The organism is Vibrio coralliilyticus (genome assembly GCF_024449095.1).
Classification (GTDB): domain Bacteria; phylum Pseudomonadota; class Gammaproteobacteria; order Enterobacterales; family Vibrionaceae; genus Vibrio; species Vibrio coralliilyticus_A.
Genome location: NZ_CP024627.1, coordinates 2,219,669 through 2,239,270 on the forward strand (window position 1 = coordinate 2,219,669; position 19,602 = coordinate 2,239,270).

Annotated in this window: 19 protein-coding genes and 2 tRNA genes; 14 read left to right on the forward strand and 7 right to left on the reverse strand. The window is 44.5% G+C overall.

Annotation, left to right across the window (positions count from 1 at the left end; all coding sequences use genetic code 11):
* Positions 1-30: 30 nt before the first annotated feature.
* A complete protein-coding gene (locus tag CTT30_RS10345) occupies positions 31-1,485 on the forward strand; it encodes a sucrose-6-phosphate hydrolase (protein WP_252035097.1) in 1,455 nt (484 codons plus the stop codon).
* A 172-nt stretch (positions 1,486-1,657) separates the two neighbouring features.
* Here the strand turns inward: CTT30_RS10345 and CTT30_RS10350 are convergent, their stop codons facing one another.
* Both CTT30_RS10350 and yejK read right to left on the reverse strand, forming a co-directional pair.
* On the reverse strand, positions 1,658-2,896 hold the full coding sequence (locus CTT30_RS10350) for an Hpt domain-containing protein (protein WP_252035098.1): 1,239 nt from the start codon (positions 2,894-2,896) through the stop codon (positions 1,658-1,660).
* Positions 2,897-3,015: 119 nt separating this feature from the next.
* Positions 3,016-4,017, reverse strand: coding sequence for a nucleoid-associated protein YejK (gene yejK / locus CTT30_RS10355; RefSeq protein WP_252035100.1), 1,002 nt, complete (start codon positions 4,015-4,017; stop codon positions 3,016-3,018).
* An 85-nt stretch (positions 4,018-4,102) separates the two neighbouring features.
* Here yejK and CTT30_RS10360 point away from each other — a divergent pair, with 85 nt between their 5' ends.
* The 5 genes from CTT30_RS10360 (at position 4,103) to CTT30_RS10380 (ending at position 7,502) form a co-directional block, all read left to right on the forward strand.
* Positions 4,103-4,327: a YejL family protein gene (locus tag CTT30_RS10360; protein ID WP_239838202.1), complete on the forward strand. Its 225-nt coding sequence runs from the start codon at positions 4,103-4,105 to the stop codon at positions 4,325-4,327.
* Between the two features lie 38 nt (positions 4,328-4,365).
* Positions 4,366-6,174, forward strand: a complete 1,809-nt coding sequence (locus tag CTT30_RS10365) for a DUF3413 domain-containing protein (protein ID WP_252035102.1) — start codon at positions 4,366-4,368, stop codon at positions 6,172-6,174.
* Positions 6,175-6,227: 53 nt separating this feature from the next.
* Positions 6,228-6,304, forward strand: a tRNA-Pro gene (locus CTT30_RS10370).
* A gap of 199 nt (positions 6,305-6,503) precedes the next feature.
* Positions 6,504-7,253 carry a putative quinol monooxygenase gene (locus CTT30_RS10375; protein WP_252035104.1) on the forward strand — a complete coding sequence of 250 codons (750 nt, stop codon included), beginning with the start codon at positions 6,504-6,506 and terminating at the stop codon, positions 7,251-7,253.
* 158 nt (positions 7,254-7,411) lie between these two features.
* A tRNA-Ser gene (locus tag CTT30_RS10380) sits at positions 7,412-7,502 on the forward strand.
* An 83-nt stretch (positions 7,503-7,585) separates the two neighbouring features.
* On the opposite strand, the gene CTT30_RS10385 is transcribed toward CTT30_RS10380, so the two are convergent.
* Together CTT30_RS10385 and CTT30_RS10390 are read right to left on the reverse strand one after the other, a co-directional pair.
* Positions 7,586-8,068 carry an NUDIX domain-containing protein gene (locus CTT30_RS10385; protein ID WP_252035105.1) on the reverse strand — a complete coding sequence of 161 codons (483 nt, stop codon included), beginning with the start codon at positions 8,066-8,068 and terminating at the stop codon, positions 7,586-7,588.
* A gap of 8 nt (positions 8,069-8,076) precedes the next feature.
* On the reverse strand, positions 8,077-9,003 hold the full coding sequence (locus tag CTT30_RS10390; RefSeq protein ID WP_252035107.1) for a histone deacetylase family protein: 927 nt from the start codon (positions 9,001-9,003) through the stop codon (positions 8,077-8,079).
* 149 nt (positions 9,004-9,152) lie between these two features.
* On the opposite strand from CTT30_RS10390, the gene CTT30_RS10395 reads away from it, so the two are divergent.
* From CTT30_RS10395 to CTT30_RS10405, 3 genes are all read left to right on the forward strand, one after another.
* Positions 9,153-9,833: an SDR family oxidoreductase gene (locus tag CTT30_RS10395; protein WP_252035109.1), complete on the forward strand. Its 681-nt coding sequence runs from the start codon at positions 9,153-9,155 to the stop codon at positions 9,831-9,833.
* A gap of 121 nt (positions 9,834-9,954) precedes the next feature.
* Positions 9,955-10,488 (forward strand): YbhB/YbcL family Raf kinase inhibitor-like protein, encoded by a 534-nt coding sequence (locus CTT30_RS10400; RefSeq protein WP_252035111.1) that lies wholly within the window; start codon positions 9,955-9,957, stop codon positions 10,486-10,488.
* Positions 10,489-10,502: 14 nt separating this feature from the next.
* Positions 10,503-11,288 carry a helix-turn-helix transcriptional regulator gene (locus tag CTT30_RS10405; RefSeq protein WP_252035113.1) on the forward strand — a complete coding sequence of 262 codons (786 nt, stop codon included), beginning with the start codon at positions 10,503-10,505 and terminating at the stop codon, positions 11,286-11,288.
* On the opposite strand, the gene CTT30_RS10410 is transcribed toward CTT30_RS10405, so the two are convergent.
* Positions 11,285-13,249 carry a DNA topoisomerase III gene (locus CTT30_RS10410; RefSeq protein WP_252035115.1) on the reverse strand — a complete coding sequence of 655 codons (1,965 nt, stop codon included), beginning with the start codon at positions 13,247-13,249 and terminating at the stop codon, positions 11,285-11,287. The genes CTT30_RS10405 and CTT30_RS10410 overlap by 4 nt on opposite strands.
* A 93-nt stretch (positions 13,250-13,342) precedes the next feature.
* Positions 13,343-13,678 (reverse strand): Grx4 family monothiol glutaredoxin, encoded by a 336-nt coding sequence (locus tag CTT30_RS10415; protein ID WP_045974984.1) that lies wholly within the window; start codon positions 13,676-13,678, stop codon positions 13,343-13,345.
* Positions 13,679-13,946: 268 nt separating this feature from the next.
* On the opposite strand from CTT30_RS10415, the gene sodB reads away from it, so the two are divergent.
* The 3 genes from sodB to CTT30_RS10430 all read left to right on the forward strand — a co-directional run bounded on the left by sodB (position 13,947) and on the right by CTT30_RS10430 (position 16,033).
* Positions 13,947-14,531 carry a superoxide dismutase [Fe] gene (gene sodB / locus CTT30_RS10420; protein WP_005439697.1) on the forward strand — a complete coding sequence of 195 codons (585 nt, stop codon included), beginning with the start codon at positions 13,947-13,949 and terminating at the stop codon, positions 14,529-14,531.
* A 131-nt stretch (positions 14,532-14,662) separates the two neighbouring features.
* On the forward strand, positions 14,663-15,172 hold the full coding sequence (locus CTT30_RS10425; RefSeq protein WP_239865629.1) for a VC2046/SO_2500 family protein: 510 nt from the start codon (positions 14,663-14,665) through the stop codon (positions 15,170-15,172).
* Between the two features lie 198 nt (positions 15,173-15,370).
* Positions 15,371-16,033, forward strand: a complete 663-nt coding sequence (locus tag CTT30_RS10430; protein WP_252035117.1) for an SDR family oxidoreductase — start codon at positions 15,371-15,373, stop codon at positions 16,031-16,033.
* 1 nt (position 16,034) lies between these two features.
* Here the strand turns inward: CTT30_RS10430 and CTT30_RS10435 are convergent, their stop codons facing one another.
* On the reverse strand, positions 16,035-16,487 hold the full coding sequence (locus tag CTT30_RS10435; protein WP_252035119.1) for a low molecular weight protein-tyrosine-phosphatase: 453 nt from the start codon (positions 16,485-16,487) through the stop codon (positions 16,035-16,037).
* 98 nt (positions 16,488-16,585) lie between these two features.
* Between CTT30_RS10435 and cobO the strand changes: the two genes are divergently transcribed.
* Positions 16,586-17,191 carry a cob(I)yrinic acid a,c-diamide adenosyltransferase gene (gene cobO / locus CTT30_RS10440; RefSeq protein ID WP_252035121.1) on the forward strand — a complete coding sequence of 202 codons (606 nt, stop codon included), beginning with the start codon at positions 16,586-16,588 and terminating at the stop codon, positions 17,189-17,191.
* Positions 17,192-17,503: 312 nt separating this feature from the next.
* Positions 17,504-19,531, forward strand: a complete 2,028-nt coding sequence (locus CTT30_RS10445; protein ID WP_252035123.1) for a family 10 glycosylhydrolase — start codon at positions 17,504-17,506, stop codon at positions 19,529-19,531.
* Positions 19,532-19,602: the final 71 nt, after the last annotated feature.

Consider the following 19,602-nt stretch of genomic DNA (forward strand, 5'->3'; position numbering starts at 1 on the left):
TGGGAGAGCCCCGCTCTCCTAGGAGTCTCTATGGATTTTTCTAACCGTCAGAATCGTTTTGTACGAATCGATGAAGTCAGTTCTGAGTACCTTGCGGAAATTGAGCGTACTACACAGACCGACCCATTTTACCCAACGTACCACATTGCCCCTAAGCATGGTTTATTGAATGACCCAAATGGCCTGAGCTACTTCAATGGTGAGCACCACCTGTTCTATCAGTGGTTCCCACTCGGTCCGGTACATGGTCTAAAACACTGGTATCACGTTTCAACCAAAGACTTTGTGAACTTCACCGATCGCGGCATTGCCATGTACCCAGACCAAGCGTACGACCACCACGGCTGCTACACAGGTGTTGGTGTACCTCAAGGTGACGAGCTTTACCTGTTCTACACAGCCAACCTGTTGGATGAAGAGCAAAACCGCTTCCCAACCCAAGTCATGGCCGTAATGGACAAAGAAGGCAAGATAGACAAGAAAGGCGTCGTGGTTGACGTAAATTTTGAGTCTTACACGTCTGAGTTTCGCGATCCAATCTTGGTGGACCGCGACGGCGAATACCACATGCTCATTGGCGCACAAGGCCATGATGAGAAAGGCAAGCTAGCCTACTACCGCGGCAACGCGATTGATGACTACGAGTACGTAGGCAATATCGATGTCGGCTTGAGCGACTTTGGCTTCATGTGGGAGTGCCCGAACTACTACGAGCAAGATGACAACGGCGTTTACATCTTCTCTCCACAAGGTGTGAGCTCAGATAACAAGTACGACCTTAAGAACGTTTTCTCTGTGGTTTACATGGTGGGTGATCGCATCAACTTCGACACTCAGGAGTTCAACAACCAAGGTTATCGCGAACTTGATAAAGGCTTCGACTTCTATGCTCCGCAAACTTATCTAGATAACCAAGGACGCAGAATTCTCATTGGCTGGTTAGGCAACTCAAAGAGTGGGTATCCAACAGACAAAAACAACTGGGCACACATGTTCACACTACCTCGTGAACTAACGATTGACGGTGACTACTTGATCCAAGCACCGTTGAAAGAGCTAGAAGCTCTGCGTGCTAGCACCGAAACCGTCAATGATTGCGCAGAACTCACCTCACGAGCCTTCGAACTGGAGCTAGAGGTTAACGAAACCTTCTCTATTAGCTTTGCAAACGCTGCAGGTGAGCGCATGGTGTTTAGCGGTAATCGCGAAGAGTTCACATTAGACAGAACGCATGTATCTCATGTTCATGCTCAAGCCTTTGGCACGGTTCGCTACGCCCAGCGTGTAGAACAGGCACAACGCATTCGCATCTTCGTAGATAACTCAGCGATTGAGATTTTTGCAGACAACGGCAAAACCGTATTCACGTCGCGCATCTTTATTGACGATTTAAACAGACTGGAGCTTGAGCAAGCGAGCGCAACCTTGCACTACTTGTCTCCAATTCATATCTATAATCAAACCGACCGATGCGACAACGGCTAATTTCAAAAGCATTTGTGAGTAAGTAAATGGTTTACATCAATAATGATGGTGAACAGGGTTTTCGATGTTAATAACATTGAAGAGTATTGAGTCTATATGTCGATAAAGACGTAGCGAATACTTACAATCTTAAACTTTGGGGTGAGTTTTTCATAAAGACTCACCCTTATACTTAACCACTAGCTTCCTGTTGTTTAAGAAACGTCTGAGCTTCAAGAATGGCTTTATCTAAGCGCACTTTAAGCTCATCAAGTAAAACTGCAACAGAATCAATATCCTCTTTAATTGCCTGTTCGACTTTACCGGCTGATTCACGAAGCTTTAAGGCCCCCAAATTTCCCCCAACGCCCTTCAAACTATGTGCTTTACGTAAGGCTTCATCCGGAGAATCATTCAGCAGTTGTGTGATTCGCTCTGCATCCCCGGTATGATCATCAACGAAAACCTGCAGCAACATACACACAGATTCATAGTCATTCCCCAAGGCATCAAGCATGCCATCCAAATCAATTTCTGGCCCATCATTTAACCATGTATTTGCAGCTGTAACAGGCGACGGCTGTGGTTCTGCTGTTGTTTCAACAATAGATTGAACTTCTTCGGGAGAGTTGTCTGCTTCTTTTTCGGGACGTTCGACCATTTGCTGAACTCCTGTAAACCGATAAACTATTGACATCATTACTAGTAAGCAAAACCCACTAAAAACACCGCCACCCATGATAAAGTAATGTTGCTGCGATTGATATTGTGCTTCCACTAGGTTGATCTGATTATGGATAGAGTGTGTAATCATTTTTTCAATGGCATAACTGCCTTGCGCATATCCTCCTAAAACAGAAGACGTTTGCGATAATAGCATCTGAAGATCTTTCTTTTGCAAGGTAGGCAGAGATTCAGATTCGACATACAGTTGATCCAGCTCTCGGAAAACTTGAGGGTTTGATTTGTTGGAGCTAAATAAAGCTTCCAGAACAGTCGCACCCAAATGATAATAGTATAATTCCAGATCAGGGGAACTCTGGTATTTAGCTCGAACAAATTGGATTTGATCAACTAATGCAATCAAATCAAGCTCGTTATCCAAGAAGACTCTGGTCTGCTCAATAAACCGATCGATTGTGTATAGCAATTGATTGATATCAGGTGTCAGCCAATTTTGTTGATATGTTGCTTCAATTTGGAGGCGAAGAGCATAGAGCAATTGCAAGTTGAGAGACTGCCCATCGGTCAGTTCTGCGCGATAAGCGGGTTCTTGAAAGAGCGAATATTTCAACTCATCAATGCTATTACTTAACTCACTGATCTGGTTCATTGTCATCACGTTGGAGCGATAACTCAGAGTGAACATTGTCATCCCTATCACCCAGACTATTACAACTAGCCAGCACAGCTTAAGCGCTTTGCGTTTCATGTCATGCTCGTGTTTGAATAAATTCCATAATTACAAGCATATACGCAAAGTTTAAGAATAGTAGGGCTAAGTGCATATTTCTTCGACTTAGCCCAACTCTAGATTAAATAATATAGTGGTTAACGATTACGGGTCAGCTGATCACGGAGATTCGGTGGTGTTCCTTTAATGGTTAGAGTGTCAGTTTCAGGGTCATAGAAAACGCGCTCACCGAGCAGCAGGCTATCAAAATTAATGTTTAAACCTCCACCTGCACCAACGTATTTCGTCAGCTTGCGAACTGTCGTTCTATCACCAGGAAAACTGTCTTCCAATTCATAACCCTGCTCTTGGGTATAATCAAGAAAACTGGTGCCATCTTGAGAAGGAGGAAGCTCACCAGAGAGTTCACGGACCTGAACTTCATCGCCGCTCTTGATTTGTTCGTTACAATAGTCAGCCACTTGCTTTTTATAACTGATGGCTTCGTCTTTCTCTAATTTCGAATCTGCACAGAAATCTTCAACCGCCTGCATCAAAACTTGGTTTTGCTGCTTAGTATCCAGCCCAACTTCAGCTTGCAAGAAATCAAGGAAGAAATCTGCCACCTTACGCCCAACACGTCCTTTGATGTAAGCTAAGTAGCGCTTAGACTCTTTATCTGTCTCATAACTGGTCAGGTCAATACGTGCAGCAATATCCATTTTGCTCAGATCAAGATAGTCCGTGGCACTAATTTCGAGACCTTCTGTTACTTTTAGGCTTTGATTTGAAGGAATAATGGCAACGAATAGATAATCTGTCGCCAGAGACTGATATTCGGCAATCACCAGAATGCCTTCATCGGCAAATGGGTACTTACTTAGCTCATCTTTCAGGCGATTTGCACTTTCTTGTGAGAAATCATAAAAGTTTTTCTCACCCTTACGAAGTTCATGCAACCAGTTTTGAAATTCACTGTCAGACTTGAAAGAACCAAATCCTTTACCTGCTTTAGAATTAAAGACACGATGCAGCTCTGCAACTAGGTTTTCCGTCGATGCGTCATTCTCAAGAGAATTAGCTCGAAAGTTAACAACAAGTTCGTCAGAATCGTTTTTACGTAGCTGGTGTAAGATAACGTTTGAAAGATGAAGACTCATGATGAATTTTTATCGTCGTGTAGGTTTCAGTTGCGAGGCATTGTAGGTTATCATAAGCCGCTTTACTATCACCATTAGAGTCTTTATGCCGATCACATCTAAATACAGCGACGACAAAATTGAAGCAATTCTGTCAGAAGTTGCAGCAGTGCTAGACAAGCACGGTGCGGGTCCTGAATTATCTTTGATGATTGCGGGAAATATCGCTACCAATGTCTTAAATCAAAACGTTAATGCTTCACAACGTAAAGCACTTGCTGAAAAATTTGCTCAGGCACTGTTGTCTTCTATTGAAGAAAACACTCACTAGAACAATAAACGGACAATAAACGGACAATAAAACAGTACATGGTAGATAACGGAAATACATACGGCGAACGCGTATCGCGTTTAGTGGGTTGGGGGCATTGGTTTGCCTTTTTCAACATCATAGCGGCCATGTTAATTGGTACCCGTTATATCACTCAATCTCCTTGGCCCGATACCCTTTTAGGGCAGTTTTATCTGGCCGTTTCTTGGGTTGGGCATTTCGGTTTTCTCGTTTTTGCACTCTACCTATTAGTTCTGTTTCCGCTGACTTTCTTGATACCGTCACGCAAGCTGTTTCGCTTGGTGGCGGTTTGCTTTGCTACCGTCGGTTTGACGGTACTTCTGATTGATACTCAGGCCTATCAAAAGATTAACCTTCATCTGACTCCTGTTGTTTGGGAAGTCTTATTTAGCGAAGAAGGCAGCTCCATCAGCATTGATTTGCAACACTTATTTGTCGTGTTGCCACTTATCTTCCTCTTACAGTTAGCATTATCTGAGTGGGTATGGCGCAAGCAACGTCGCCTGTCGCATAAACACGTTGGTCGCCCTATAGCAGCCCTCTTCTTTGTCAGTTTTATAACCAGTCACCTGATATACGTCTGGGCTGATGCTTATTTCTACAATCCGATTACCGCGCAGAAGGCCAATTTCCCTCTATCTTACCCGATGACAGCTAAATCCTTTATGGAACGTCACGGTTTACTGGATAGAGAAGAGTACCTTCAACGCCTGAAAGAAAGCGAAGCTAACTCAGATTTAGTTCGCTATCCTCTTGAGAAACTTGAATTTCATCGAAGAGCAAACCCGCTGAATGTTTTGGTCGTGAGCGTCAATAACTTAAGGGGGGATGTACTAACATCCGATTTGATGCCAAACGCAGCAGAATTTGCTTCCGAGAACCTTAACTTTACTGATCACTATAGCTCTAGTAATGATACTTTCGGTGTATTTGGCTTATTTTATGGCCTACCGAGTAGCTACGTCAGCAGTATCAAAACTCAAGGCTCCCGTCCTATCTTACTTGATACACTCTTGGACAAAGACTATAGCTTTGGTTTGTTCAGCGGTGACAACTTCGATGATAATTTGTACGGTGAAACCGTATTCCGTGGTCTGAACTTTACAGGCATTGCATTTAATGACACCACATCTCCCGATACTCAGGCAATTAACGCGTGGGCGAATTGGGTTGCTCAACAGAAGAAAACCCCTTGGTTCAGCTTTATTGAACTCACCACGGTCGATAATTTCAACGCTTACAATGAAAACTCTGGCAGTCAAAAATCGACCTTAGAAACGCTGAAACAGGGGTATCACACTTCCGTTAGCAACGCCGACCAAGAACTGGGTGTATTGTTTGAGAAGGTTAAAGAGCTCGATATTGATGAATCAACTATTATCGTTATCACATCTAATCACGGTACCGAGTTCAATGAGACAAGAACGAACAGCTGGGGCTCAAATAGCAACTACAGTCGCTACCAGCTTCAAGTGCCAATGGTTATTCATTGGCCAGGAAAAGTCGCAGGAAAGTACAATCATCGCACCAGCCATTTAGACTTATCAGTGACACTACTCCAAGATTTGCTTGGTGTGTCCTCAAATCCTTCGGATTTTAGTAGCGGTCAAAACTTGTTTGACGAGCGTTCTAGAAAATGGATCCTAGCAGGGGACACAAGAGAACTGGCACTGATCACCAACAAAGACACGACAGTCATCGATAAGTTTGGTAACTACAAATTGTACGACAGTAACTACCAACGCTTGCAAGATGAGAATCCGACATTGCCAGTCCTAATGCAAGGTTTGACTGAGCTGCAACGTTTTTACGTAAAAAGTAACTAAATCATAGCGTTAGTGATTGACCCCATCGAAAATAATGGGTAAATTACAGGTATCGGACTGTAGCGCAGCTTGGTAGCGCACCGTCATGGGGTGTCGGGGGTCGCTGGTTCAAATCCAGTCAGTCCGACCATTACACCTAGAAAAGAGAGCTTCGGCTCTCTTTTTGTTTCCACCCTCACCCGTCCTAAATAAGGTAGACAAAGGCAATCATGCCCCCTTTTTTGTCCTATTAAATAGAACTATAAGTCCGAATAAGCGCTATTTATCCTAAAAATCAGAAAAGTATACTTTGCTTCAAACCAAACTACTCATATGAAGAGGTATACAAGATGTTAAAAATCATAAGCCCAATCTCGCGCGTGTGCTCCATTTTCTCTATTTTTGCTATCGCAATGGGCGCTAATGCAGAACCAACCGAGCAAGCTCTCAAGAGGGCCAGTGTGATTAAAATTACAGCACAGAAAGGCCAAAGCACCGAGCTAAGCAATTTTCTTTCCATTGGCGCGCAACTCGTTCAAGAAAACGAACCCGACACTCTGTTCTGGTCGGCACTTCAGAATAAGGATAAAAACACTTTTGTCATATTTGATGCTTTCGGCTCTCAAGCTGCTCAGGACACCCACTTCTCTGGACTTGTTCCTCAAGCGCTTAGTGAGAATGCAAAGGCCCTCGTACAGGGTGGCTGGACTGAAGGTGTACTACCCAACATTCATAATGCCGACATTATTGCCTCTAAAGTCAGTGAAAATGCCAATAACTCTGTCAAAATCGCCACTTACATTCCTCTCACCGCAAAGAACGGACAAGAGCAAACACTGAGTGAATTACTCAGACAAGGCGCCGAGATAGTATCGACTCAAGAACCCGGTACTCTCCACTGGTTTGCTGTACATTTCGGTGGTAATCAATTCGGTATCGTTGATTTCTTCTCGGATAAATCCGCAGTGGATGCTCACTTTAATGGTGACGTGGCCGCCGCATTGAAGCTAAAGGCAGAGACCCTAGTTGAAGGAGGTTGGGAGCAAGGTGTTCTTGCTGGCATTCAAACCTATCAAGTCATTGAGCTCTTACAACATTGATCAACTCATTACGACAAAATACCTCTTTTATGCGATGTATTAGGTCTAAAAGTACGCACTTGAACTCATTTTCTGCACTAAGTGTTCACAATTAAAGCAATCAGTAAAATTAGGGGTTTACAAGAAAAACCAACCTCTATATCATTCGCGTCAACAAAGGAGAGATGGCTGAGTGGTTGAAAGCACCGGTCTTGAAAACCGGCATACGTTAATAGCGTATCTAGGGTTCAAATCCCTATCTCTCCGCCAATTTAAGAACCCTAGCCTTAAGGCTGGGGTTTTCTTGTTTTAGACGCCTATAATAATCACGTGCTAAGCACTATCCCTATATTCTACAATCGATTAAGATCTTCCTTATCACCTTGTGTATAACTACCTAAATGGGTAGAAAAGCACTCGGTATCAATCAGTTCCAATACCTTATCTTTAAGCTCTTTCGGATATATACGCTTACCACTCACATCCCCCAAAGCCACCCACGCCACAGACTGAATGTAATCTTCGTCATTGAGCCCAAGCAGATTCTCAATATGAGGCTCACCATCATAGTGGGAAACACGATAAAAGAATTCTGAGTGATAGCGATTTCTATGCGTTTCAAAAAACTCACGAACACAAATCAGCTCTCCGACTTCGATATCTAGCCCCGCTTCCTCTTTAAACTCTCTCACGACACAATCTTTTGAACTTCTATCCCCCTCTTCCATGCCGCCACCCGGTGGGATCCAATACTCTCCTGAAAAGTCTTTAACTTTCAAAAGCAAAATTGCGTCATTATCGATAAGTATGCCCGCCGCGCGAATTCTATGTTCCATTGTTCACCTTAATGATTTCCGTAAACGTGCAAAGCTGCATTCAGCAATTGCATGTGGATTGGCACCAAATCACTATGATCAGTGCGATAACCCCCTCCAACAACACAACCTATCGGTAATGCATTCGTTTTTGCCAATTGAAACATAGCAACATCTCTTTGATAAATCGCCTGAGTAGAGACATTGAAGTAGCCCAGCTCATCGTCTTCATGAATATCGACACCCGCATCATAAAGAATCAAATCCGGTTGATGCAGATTAATTGCCATCTCGACAACCGAAGTAAATGTGCTAAGAAATTCTTCATCACTGGTTTCACGTGGGAAAGCGACATCCATATCCGAATCTGGCTTACGCGCAGGAAAGTTTTTATCGCAATGAAAGGACAGCGTCACGATGTCATCCTGATCAGCACATAACGTTGCCGTCCCATCACCATGATGAACATCACTATCAACAATCAGCACTTTTTCGATGCCTTCATGAGTTAGTGCACGTTTTGCCGCCAAAACCAAATCATTAAGCAAACAAAAACCACTGCCAAAATCATAATGTGCATGGTGGTATCCGCCACTCAGGTGGATAGCCACACCATGTTCAATCGCTTTTTCAACCGTAAGACAAGTTCCACCTGCTGACGTCAACGTGCGTTCAATAAGGCACTCACTCCACGGGAAACCAATACGTCGCATCCGCGCCGCAGGCAAACGACCAGAAAACAGTTCAGAGACATATTGCTTACAGTGCGTCATCATCACTTCCTCTAATGTCAAAGCTTGAGGTTTACAGTAGTGGAAAAACGCCTGCCACTGCTCGTCACGAAAGCGCACTTTCTCGATCTCATTGAATAACAGACGATACTTATGAATCGGGTATCGGTGGCCTTGAGGTAACGGCAGCTCTGAATAGATTGAGTGATAAATCAGCGGGATCATTGATTAACTATCGATATTTGTGTTTTGAGTATGGTAACAAGTTGCATCACGGTTGTAACTCTCAACAAATAGTAATAATTATCATTTATCAGGTTGATTTTACATTAACCACTGAGCAAAATAGCTACAACAATTTACTAGGGACCACTATGACAACTGTTCTAATCACCGGAGCTAACCGTGGTATCGGGCTAAGCTTAGTCAAAAACTACCTTGCTCAAGGCTGGCAGGTTCACGCAACCTATCGCTCAGAGAAAAGCTCGCAAGATCTCCTTGAGCTGGAAGGTGACAAGCTGACGTGTCATCCATTTGATGTCACTGATTATCAAGGGCTAAATGAGCTCGCCAATGCACTGCCTGCCATTGATTTGCTGATCAATAATGCTGGCTACTACGGACCAAAAGGTAACGGCTTTGGTAACACTGATATCGAAGAGTGGCGCAAAGTACTTGAAATTAACACCATCGCGCCACTAAAACTCGTTGAAGCACTCTTTCCCAATCTACAAAAAGGCCAACTTAAAAAGATTGCCTGCCTCTCTTCTAAAGTGGGTAGCATGACAGAGAACACATCTGGTGGCGGTTATATTTATCGTTCATCAAAAGCCGCACTTAACTCGGTAGTGAAAAGCCTGAGTAACGACCTTACCAGTCAAGGATTCACCATTTTGGCACTCCACCCTGGATGGGTACAAACTGAAATGGGTGGGCCAAATGCGTTAATTGATACGCAAACATCCGCAGCGGGACTTGTTGACGTGATCGAGAGTGCAGATATCAACCGCTCTGGTGAATTTATCAACTATGATGGCAGCGCACTTCCTTGGTAATATCAAAATCAACAAAAAGTATCACTTTTAACTAACATTAGATTGAATGTGATACTTTTAGATCCATAGAAACAGATTGAGCTCGTTAAACTGACACTAAATCAGACACAAGGAGCTCAACATGAAAACCACCACATTAGCACTAATGACAGCTGGGCTGATGCTGTCAGGCAACACATTCGCCTTTGATCTGACGAGTCAGGATATTCAGGAAGGTCATCCAATGGAGAAGACCTTCGAGTTTGCTGGCTGGGGATGCTCAGGCGATAATTTGTCGCCGCAGTTAAGCTGGGACAACGCACCAAAGGGAACCAAGAGTTTTGCCATTACAGCTTACGACCCAGATGCGCCGACCGAGAGTGGCTTTTGGCATTGGATTGCACTCGATATTCCTGCTGGCATCAGTCAGCTACCTAGAGGGGCAGATATCAGCAAGCTGGGTGGCTTCGAAACCCGCATAGACTATAGCACCAAAGGCTTTGGTGGCGCTTGTCCACCCGTGGGAGATGGTATGCATCGTTATCAATTCACGGTTTGGGCGCTACCAAAAGCCAAGCTGGATCTGGGTGAGGATACGCCAGCGGCTGTGGTTGGCTTTACCCTTAATAGCATCGCATTAGCGAAAACGACACTGACAGCGACCTACACCCGTTAATTGAAGGAGGAGTGATGGCTCACCAATTTCAGATCACTGAGTTTCGTGCCCAGCACTTACAAGCTTTGAGAAATGTGACGATTCACTCCCCGAGTATCATCCAGATTTTATCGGGCAACAAAAGATTGTTCTGGCAGGAAGAATCTGTCACGCTAACGCCTGACTCGCTGATATTGTGCAGTGCTGCCAGTTCATGGAACTTTGCCAATCTACCGGGTAAAGGGCCATTTCTATCAAGAGTATTCAGTTTTCACTCTTCGCCAGATCAAGAAATGCTTCGCCTGAGCGAGTCAGTCCACTCTTCTTTAAATTCATCTTATTGCTTAGTTAGTAAGTCCGTCAGAGACACTCTTGATATTCTGGCAAAAGTGAACCTGAAAGCGATGAGTACCCACACTCAGCAATACTGGTTAATGCCGCTTTATCAGCAATTGGCAGAGCAAGGTGCTCTGCATAAAGCTTTTCCCTCTTCTCAAACGTCAATGACACAGACTCTTACTCAATACCTTTCTATCTCACCAGCCAACGAGCATAACTTGGAAGGCGTTGCCAATCACTTTGGTATGAGCCGAGCCACACTGATCCGCAAACTAAAACAGGAAGGCATTCAATATCGTCACTTGCTGGCAGAGGTGCGCCTTAACCATGCATTGCAATTGATGCAAAGGCGCGAATACGATGGCTATCAACTTGCACAGATGTGTGGTTATCAGTCGGAAGAACGCTTTCGTCAGCGTTTTAAGGACAGGTTTGGTTTAACGCCTAGAGAATATCAGCACACGATTGGTCATCGTAGTTAACCCGTTTTGTGCCTAGTTGAAGTGCGTTTTTGACCAGTAGATTTCGCAGAGCTACGTCGTTTACGTTTAAAGGTTGGGCGTTCAACTTTGGGTAGGTGACGAAGCGATTCAGGTACTTCGCCGCCTTTGACTTGATGCATTAAATCATCAATCCGCGTCTGCAGCGCTTGCATAAACGGTCCGTAGGCTTGATTTCGTTCAGCCATTCCCTGAAGTTGATGCTCCCAATGCGCGGTCATATCAGGATAAGTCGATTCAGAAGGCAACGCATGCACTAGCCCTCTTCCCGCTGGTGAACTGAGGATTGTTTTGCCCTGCCGTTGCAGCAGTTGACGCTTAAACAGCGTATCCAAAATACCTGCACGAGTCGCTTCGGTACCTAGCCCATCAGTTTCTTTTAGGATCTTTTTCAGCTCTTTGTCTTCAACAAAACGGGCGATGCCTGTCATCGCTTGCAGTAAAGTTGCTTCAGTAAAGTGTTTAGGTGGCTCAGTCTTACGGTCTTTGATCTCGCCTTCGCGACAAGTCAGCACTGTGCCTTCATCAAGTGGGGGAACCGCATCAACGCCCGCGTCGTCATCATCCACTTTTCCCATCAGCGCTTTCCAGCCGGCCGATACTAGCTGGCGACCTTTAGCAATAAAAGTCCCGCCAGCGATGTCAAACACCAGCTTCGCTTCTGCATAAACTGCGGCTGGATAAAACTGCATTAGATACTGACGAGAAATTTGCTGATAGATTTTCATCTCATTTCCTGACAGCGCATTTACGGAAGCCTTTTTAGGCGTGGGAATGATCGCGTGGTGTGCATCCACTTTTTTATCATTCCATGCTTTGGATTTGAGACTGAAATCAGCGCCATGAACAGCCTGACCTAACTCGTTACAGTTATTCGATATCGCATCGCAAACACTTTTGGCCTGTCCATAATGTTCCATCGGCAGGTATCGGCAATCCGACCTAGGGTAAGTGATGAGCTTGTGCTTTTCATACAAAGATTGGCAGGTATCCAACACCTGTTGAGCACTCATACCAAAGCGTTTGGCTGCATCAATCTGTAAAGCTGAGAGAGAATAAGGTAAAGGAGCTGATTGCTTAGTTTGTTTTTGCTCCGACTCAACAACCTTGGCCGGTTGATTCGTAATCCGATTGGCAACGTTCTCGACCAGTTTACGATTGATAACCCGCCCTTCTTCGTCTTGCCAAGGCTTGCATGCTTCGCTCGGTTTCCAGCGGGCGCGAATATCAAACGCACTATTGCCATCCTGATAAGGAATCAAGGCATGTAAGGTAAAATAGTCACGAGGGATGAAGTTCTCGATCTCTTCATCACGACGGACTACCAGCCCAAGCACGGGCGTCTGAACTCTACCGACAGACAGCACTCCTTGATAGCCAGCCTTTTGCCCTAGCAGCGTATAAGCGCGGGACATATTCATGCCATACAGCCAATCAGCTCGGGAGCGAGCAAGAGCAGAAACCGAAAGAGGAATAAACTCGCGGTTACTGCGCATCTGATTTAGCGCGCGCTTGACCGCTGGTAAGTTGAGGTCGCTAATCAATAAGCGTTGCGTGGCTTCTTTTTTTGTTTTACTGACTTTGCAGTAATCCAACACCTCATCCACCAACAACTGACCTTCGCGATCCGGGTCGCCAGCATGAATGATCTCAGATGTTTCTTTGAGTAACTTCTTGACCACAGTCAGCTGTTTAGACGCCGACTTACGAGGACGCAGTTGCCAGTGTTCAGGAACGATTGGCAAATCAGCCAAATTCCATTTTTTGTATCTGTCATCATAGGCGTCTGGTTCTACCTGCTCTAGCAAGTGACCAATACACCAGGTCACCACGTCACCATTGCCACAACGAATAAAGCCTTGCTCTTTCTTTTGCGGGTTAGGAAGCGCAGCAGCGATGGCTCGACCTAAGCTTGGTTTTTCAGCAATAAACAGACGTGACATAAAATTTATCGGGCAGATACAATAAGGGCCACATTATCGAATGTGGCCCTTAAAAATCAAGAAAAACTGTAAATTTAAACAGTGGTTTATTGATTACTCTTCGTCTGTACCTGCTCGTTCAGCCGCTTCTTTAATTAGAGGCTGAAGTTCACCTTTCTGGAACATCTCAATAATGATGTCACAGCCGCCAATCAGCTCACCTTCAACCCAAAGCTGTGGGAATGTCGGCCACTGCGCGTATGCTGGTAGCTCAGCACGAATATCAGGGTTCTGTAAAATATCCACGTAAGCGAACTTTTCACCACACGCCATAAGTGCTTGTGAAGCCTGAGATGAGAAGCCGCAGCTAGGTAGCTTTGGAGAACCTTTCATGTAAAGAAGGATAGCGTTCTCTTCGATTTGCTGTTTGATTTTGTCGATGGTTTCCATTACTTCCTCTTCATGGAGTTACTGCAAATTATTGACATATTTTAAACCATTGTCTGAGAATAAAAAGCCTATAATGTCTGTGGTTTTATATGATAAAGAAATTTCATATAGAAATTGGTCGTGATGCTTTTAATAAAGTAAAAACTTGCTAAACTATAGCGCAAGTCAGCAGAATGACGTGGTTAGCACTTAGCTAGCCATCATAAATTAATAACACTGGAAGCAATCGAGAGAGTTTAACTCTTTCATATCAATGGAGAATCGAGTAATGGCATTTGAACTACCAGCTCTTCCTTACGCGAAAGACGCGCTAGAACCACATATCTCAGCAGAGACTCTAGATTTCCACCACGGCAAGCACCACAACACTTACGTAGTTAAGCTAAACGGTCTTATCCCAGGTACTGAGTTTGAAGGCAAAACGCTAGAAGAAATCATCAAAACCTCAACTGGTGGCGTGTTCAACAACGCAGCACAGATCTGGAACCACACGTTCTACTGGCACTGTCTAGCTCCAAACGCGGGCGGTGAACCAACAGGCGCAGTTGCAGACGCAATCAACGCTGCATTCGGTTCTTTCGAAGAGTTCAAAGCGAAGTTCACTGATTCTGCAATCAACAACTTCGGTTCTTCTTGGACTTGGCTAGTTAAAAAAGCTGACGGTTCTCTAGAGATCGTTAACACTTCTAACGCAGCTACACCTCTAACAGAAGAAGGTACAACTCCACTTCTTACTGTTGACCTATGGGAACACGCTTACTACATCGATTACCGTAACGTTCGTCCAGACTACATGAATGGTTTCTGGGCGCTAGTTAACTGGGACTTCGTAGCAGAAAACCTAGCTAAGTAATCCTCCCCTATAGGATTTAAAATTTAGCCGCTTAAAAAGTCAGCACTTAGCTGGCTTTTTTCTTTTCGAGTCAGTCATTTCCCTAAAGTTCACCTCGATATTGCCGCTACATAAGCATCAAGCGAGGTAACATGCAAACTCAGATTCACACCTTAGACAAAGCGGGCATTATTAACGAACTTCAGTTCGGCAAGGGGATTAACCATGCTGTTCACGAAGGGCGTCGTGCCGATTTCGCTTTGATTCTATCAATGTTTTCTGACGACGTTCGCGATAACACACCTATCGAAAAAATAAATGAACAGGACGCAACCGAGGAAGCTTTAAGACGCCGTTTCGAGTTACCACCACCCCAGAAAATCCGCTCTGATCAGGACTCCTATCCTATCTCGGCGATGCAAGCCGATATGTTTCATCGCTCAGGTTTACCGAGCGCCAAGCTCACTCACTACCTTCACCCTGAAGTTCTGACATACCTCCCGGAAGACACACACGACTTTCCTGAAGAGATTTACAATAATTTATCGGGTCATCAGCGCCGGAAACTAGGTGAAAAAGAAGCAAAAGAACTGATGCCAATCGATCTCTATAACCAATTGATCAAAGCCCAGCGAACCTTCCAAATCCAAACGCAAGTTTGAAGATCAATCAAGATCACATAAACCTGTTCGTCCTTTCCTCTAATACTCAATCAATCACTTATTAATGTGAATGAGTGCAAATTATTCACCGCAAGCACAAGATATACACACGTTATTTGAGCTTATTCACACTTAAGTAACAAGCAATCTACCATGCTATGTGGACAACCTTTTCAGCCATGGACGGAGGCTCACTATATGAATATAAAAAGTGCCGTGATTTTAATCACTTCGGCGGGCTCACAGCTTGGTAGTACACTTGCTACGCACTTTGCTTCACTGGGTGCCACCGTCGTTCTTTGTGATAAAAGCGCGGCTCAACTGAACGAAACGTTTGTCCGTTGCAAAGCCATTTCATCAGACATATATCAATACGCATTGCCGGATCACTCGATGGATTCTATCCACTCACTTTTTGAATTTATTGATCAATCGGTTCATCATTCGCCAGACGTTTTGATCAATGCCCTAACCAGTCAAACGATGCCCAAATTCTTTGATGATCGGGCTGGTGATGTCTTTACCCAGCATTTATCTTTAATGGCCGCAACATTATTTAGCTTTGGTCAGGCGACTGCGGAAAAAATGCGTCAGGATAAGAAAAATGGTGTGATTGTGAATGTGATTGCTCACGCGGATTACCATGATTTGTCCGGATTTGAAAACGCAACATCGATGGTCGCTGGCTTCACCCAAAGTTGGGCCAAAGAGCTGACGCCGTTTAACATTCGCGTCGGTGGTGTGGTTCCTTGCTACGAACAAGAAGACACCCATTGGGCTAAAATCCACGATGAGTTGATCCGCAATACGGAATACATTGTTTCAAACGATTATTTCAGCGGCCGAGTGATGGCCGCCTAAGCTAAAGAGATCGAAGAAGCTTTTCCGATGCTTCTTCGATCAAATCCAGCACCAACTCAAACCCCTTATCACCACCGTAATAAGGATCTGGGATTTCCTCTTCACTCGCTTCTCCAAAGCTAAGAAACAGCCTGAGCTTATCTTGATATTGTGATGGGCATTGCGCTTGCAAGTCGGCCAAGTTATCTCTATCAGCCGCTAAAATCAGATCAAAGTACTCAAAGTCGCTATCCACAACTTTGCGAGAGCGAATCCCTTTGAATGAGTAACCTCGCTGCTCACCCGCAGCTTTCGAGCGAGGATCTGGTGGGTTGCCTTGGTGATAACCAATTGTTCCGGCTGAATCCACCTCTACGTCAACACCCATTTGCTCAGCTTTCGCACGAAGGATCGCCTCTCCTGTGGGTGAACGACAAATGTTTCCCATACAGACAACTAATAGTTTCTTTGCCATACCTCTTCCTAGCCTTTCCCTTTAAAACCAATGGTTTTTTGCTCTGCCTTAGATACGCTATGATAGGCACAGTTTGACTAAATTAAAAAGGATTTACCGTGACCTCTGAAAGCCACAAAAAAGAACGCCATAAAGCGCGTCAGCAAAAAGTTAAAGAGCAAATCGACGCTAAAGTTGCTGCTGCTCAGGAAGAAAAAGGCCTATTGCTTGTCATCACTGGTAACGGTAAAGGTAAGTCCACCTCAGGGTTTGGTACTATCGCTCGCGCAGTTGGCCATGGTTTCAAATGCTCGGTTGCCCAGTTTATTAAAGGGACATGGGATAACGGTGAGCGTAATCTGCTAGAAAAACTTGGAGTCGAATTCCAAGTCATGGCCACTGGTTTTACTTGGGAAACTCAGAATAAAGCCACCGATACCGAAGCCGCACAAAAAGTGTGGCAAGAATGCAAGCGAATGCTGAGCGACGAATCTATTGATGTAATCCTGTTTGACGAATTAACTTACATGGTCAGTTACGGTTACATTGATCTTGATGAAGTCGTCGAAGCATTAAACAATCGACCAAAGATGCAATCTGTTGTGATCACTGGTCGTGGCGCACATCGCACTCTGATTGAAATGGCCGATACTGTCTCCGAAGTGAAGAACATCAAGCATGCTTTTGAATCTGGGGTGAAAGCACGTAAAGGAGTCGATTGGTAATCTACTTTTAGCCACTAGAAGTCTACACTTCTGGTGGCTGTTGGCCCAGAAACACCTTTCCCCGTAATGTGACTCTACCGGGGTGCGACTGTCACAAAATTCACAATTAGAGTGATCTCACCTCACTGTCTGAATAATAGTTTCAGAATTTACCCGCAATTTGAAATAACGAATTACCATCAACTCTGATCGCGTGAGCATAGAACGAGAGTTGATTTTCTGTTCTTTCATTTATCCATATTCTCCAGCCAAGATTCAAATCTCAACTTAAGTTCCGCTTACTCAAGCTCAAATCCACTTAGAGGATGAATCATGTTAATAAAACGCTGGTTACCTACCGCTAGAAATCTATTATTTTTCGGTACGTTAGCTTTCTCAGTAGTGTGTCAAAGCACTGAGAATAGCCAAGTTCATAGCAAAGGCATTGGCACTGTGGGCGAACATACCTATTTGCTCAATGAGCCCCGAGATACCGACGAACTTATTGTCTATGACCCTGATTTTGGTGACTCAACCCAAACCAACGAGTACGGTTACGAAGTCACGGCAGAAGATGGGATTGTGACCCATCTTGGTGGTGCTGATTCAGACATTCCGGAGCATGGCTTAGTCTTAAGTGGGCACGGGGAAGGCGCCACATTTTTAACTGACTACGCAGTTATCGGTACTAAGGTCGAGTTAGATGAAGCCAATAAGGTTATGACTCTTCGTACAGATTTGGACAGTTATCGTTATCAGGCACAACACGCCATTACCTCTGCCGAAACCAGTATAGAAAGCGCTTATGAAGGCTATTACGACTTCCCAAAACAGGAAGCAGAGCAATTTCTTACTCAAGCAAACCAATATTTAGCCGCTGGTGACACCATTCGCGAAAGCAGTGAAATTAGCGCCTATGCACTTTATCTTAAAGCCGCAAAAGTAGCAGATAGTGCTTATTACCACACGATTGAGTCCGAAGTTGTCGAACAACGCGCTATTTGGCATCGCCCTGAAGAACAGAATCTCGACCAAGTGATCGAAACGGTACAAGGCATGCACGACTCAGGTTTTAACAGCATCTATTTGGAAGTCACTTTCTGGGGTTACACCATCTACCCAAGTGAAGTGATGAAAAAATACGGCATGACCAGTCAGCACCCTCACTTTAGTGACAAAAGTTATGGGGTATACGGTAATGACATTCTTGCCGCCTATATCGGTGAAGCAGAAAAGCTAGGGATGACAGTTCAAGGCTGGACTAACGGCTTTATGGTCGGCTCACCTGATCTTGTTGAACCACTACCCCCTCAATTGACCGTCAATCCTCATTGGCTAGCGATCCAAAACAGTAATGTGGATAGTGAAGTGATTCCTGACAATCAGTCCGGCTACTTTTGGCTCGATATTGTTCAAGACGATGTCCAAAAGTACATGTTAGAAATTTATCGTGAAATGCAAGAGAACTATGCCATTACAGGTCTAAATATTGACTATATGCGCTACCCACACTACGAGCACGCTGAAGCCTTCTCGTTTAACGAACTAGCGCTCAAAGAATACCAACAAGATTCCGGCATAGAAAACACTGAGATTCTGCGTACTGACATCATAGAGTTCAAAAAATACCAGCATTGGATACGTGAAGAAGAAAATGTATTCGTTAAAAAGCTGGCGATTCAAGCTAAACGCCTGAATCCTGATTTTATGTTCACCGCTACGCCAGAGCCTGGCCCAGAAGAGACGATGATCGCAGATTGGAAAGAGGACATCGATGGTGTGATCCCTCAAGCGTACGGACATGACTTCGACAGTATTCATGAACATGTCAATTCAAGTAAAGAGCTGATGCCCAAAGGCACCATCTACTACACTGGCATTTACTCTTTCTACCATGACATCGACCCTATGGGCACTGTCAAAGATGTCTTAGCAGGCCGTTACCAAACTTCTGGTGTTAACATGTTCGCTTATGGTCAAGGAAAAGACCTACCTGAAGCACGAGCTGCCTTGAAAGAAGGGCCATGGCGCGAAGTGGCTTTTAACCCAGGTGAACACTTACTAGAGGGGGTCGTTTTGATGCTCACAGACATTCAAGATAAATTGACTCGTATCTATATTCCAAGAGAGGCAATAAGCGAAAACAGTGGTACAGCATTACTCTCAGAGCTGCAAGTCTTGGCAGATATGGCCAGCAACGGCGAGCTGATCCCAAACAGTGAATTTATTCGCCTAACTGCAAGCATTCGAGCATTAGCCGACAATGGGGAATTGGATACAGGGGTGGCACATCGATTAGAAAACCGCCTACAGAATGCAGCCTATTGGAACAACCACGCTCGCAGCAATCAAGAAAGATGAGTGATACTTGCGTTGCACATTAGGATAAATCTAGGGTTGGAAGACGATTCCAACCCTTCGTACTTATACCT

Excerpts from the sequence above, each read along its gene's own strand:
- CTT30_RS10385 (WP_252035105.1), bottom strand. The coding sequence starts at position 8,068 with ATGGAACATAGAATTCGCGCGGCGGGCATACTTATCGATAATGACGCA.
- CTT30_RS10425 (WP_239865629.1), top strand. The coding sequence starts at position 14,663 with ATGCAAACTCAGATTCACACCTTAGACAAAGCGGGCATTATTAACGAA.
- CTT30_RS10430 (WP_252035117.1), top strand. The coding sequence starts at position 15,371 with ATGAATATAAAAAGTGCCGTGATTTTAATCACTTCGGCGGGCTCACAG.
- CTT30_RS10415 (WP_045974984.1), bottom strand. The coding sequence starts at position 13,678 with ATGGAAACCATCGACAAAATCAAACAGCAAATCGAAGAGAACGCTATC.
- CTT30_RS10445 (WP_252035123.1), top strand. The coding sequence starts at position 17,504 with ATGTTAATAAAACGCTGGTTACCTACCGCTAGAAATCTATTATTTTTC.
- CTT30_RS10410 (WP_252035115.1), bottom strand. The coding sequence starts at position 13,249 with ATGTCACGTCTGTTTATTGCTGAAAAACCAAGCTTAGGTCGAGCCATC.
- CTT30_RS10395 (WP_252035109.1), top strand. The coding sequence starts at position 9,153 with ATGACAACTGTTCTAATCACCGGAGCTAACCGTGGTATCGGGCTAAGC.
- CTT30_RS10405 (WP_252035113.1), top strand. The coding sequence starts at position 10,503 with ATGGCTCACCAATTTCAGATCACTGAGTTTCGTGCCCAGCACTTACAA.
- CTT30_RS10435 (WP_252035119.1), bottom strand. The coding sequence starts at position 16,487 with ATGGCAAAGAAACTATTAGTTGTCTGTATGGGAAACATTTGTCGTTCA.
- CTT30_RS10350 (WP_252035098.1), bottom strand. The coding sequence starts at position 2,896 with ATGAAACGCAAAGCGCTTAAGCTGTGCTGGCTAGTTGTAATAGTCTGG.
- CTT30_RS10375 (WP_252035104.1), top strand. The coding sequence starts at position 6,504 with ATGTTAAAAATCATAAGCCCAATCTCGCGCGTGTGCTCCATTTTCTCT.
- yejK (WP_252035100.1), bottom strand. The coding sequence starts at position 4,017 with ATGAGTCTTCATCTTTCAAACGTTATCTTACACCAGCTACGTAAAAAC.
- CTT30_RS10390 (WP_252035107.1), bottom strand. The coding sequence starts at position 9,003 with ATGATCCCGCTGATTTATCACTCAATCTATTCAGAGCTGCCGTTACCT.
- CTT30_RS10360 (WP_239838202.1), top strand. The coding sequence starts at position 4,103 with ATGCCGATCACATCTAAATACAGCGACGACAAAATTGAAGCAATTCTG.
- CTT30_RS10345 (WP_252035097.1), top strand. The coding sequence starts at position 31 with ATGGATTTTTCTAACCGTCAGAATCGTTTTGTACGAATCGATGAAGTC.
- CTT30_RS10365 (WP_252035102.1), top strand. The coding sequence starts at position 4,366 with ATGGTAGATAACGGAAATACATACGGCGAACGCGTATCGCGTTTAGTG.
- CTT30_RS10400 (WP_252035111.1), top strand. The coding sequence starts at position 9,955 with ATGAAAACCACCACATTAGCACTAATGACAGCTGGGCTGATGCTGTCA.
- sodB (WP_005439697.1), top strand. The coding sequence starts at position 13,947 with ATGGCATTTGAACTACCAGCTCTTCCTTACGCGAAAGACGCGCTAGAA.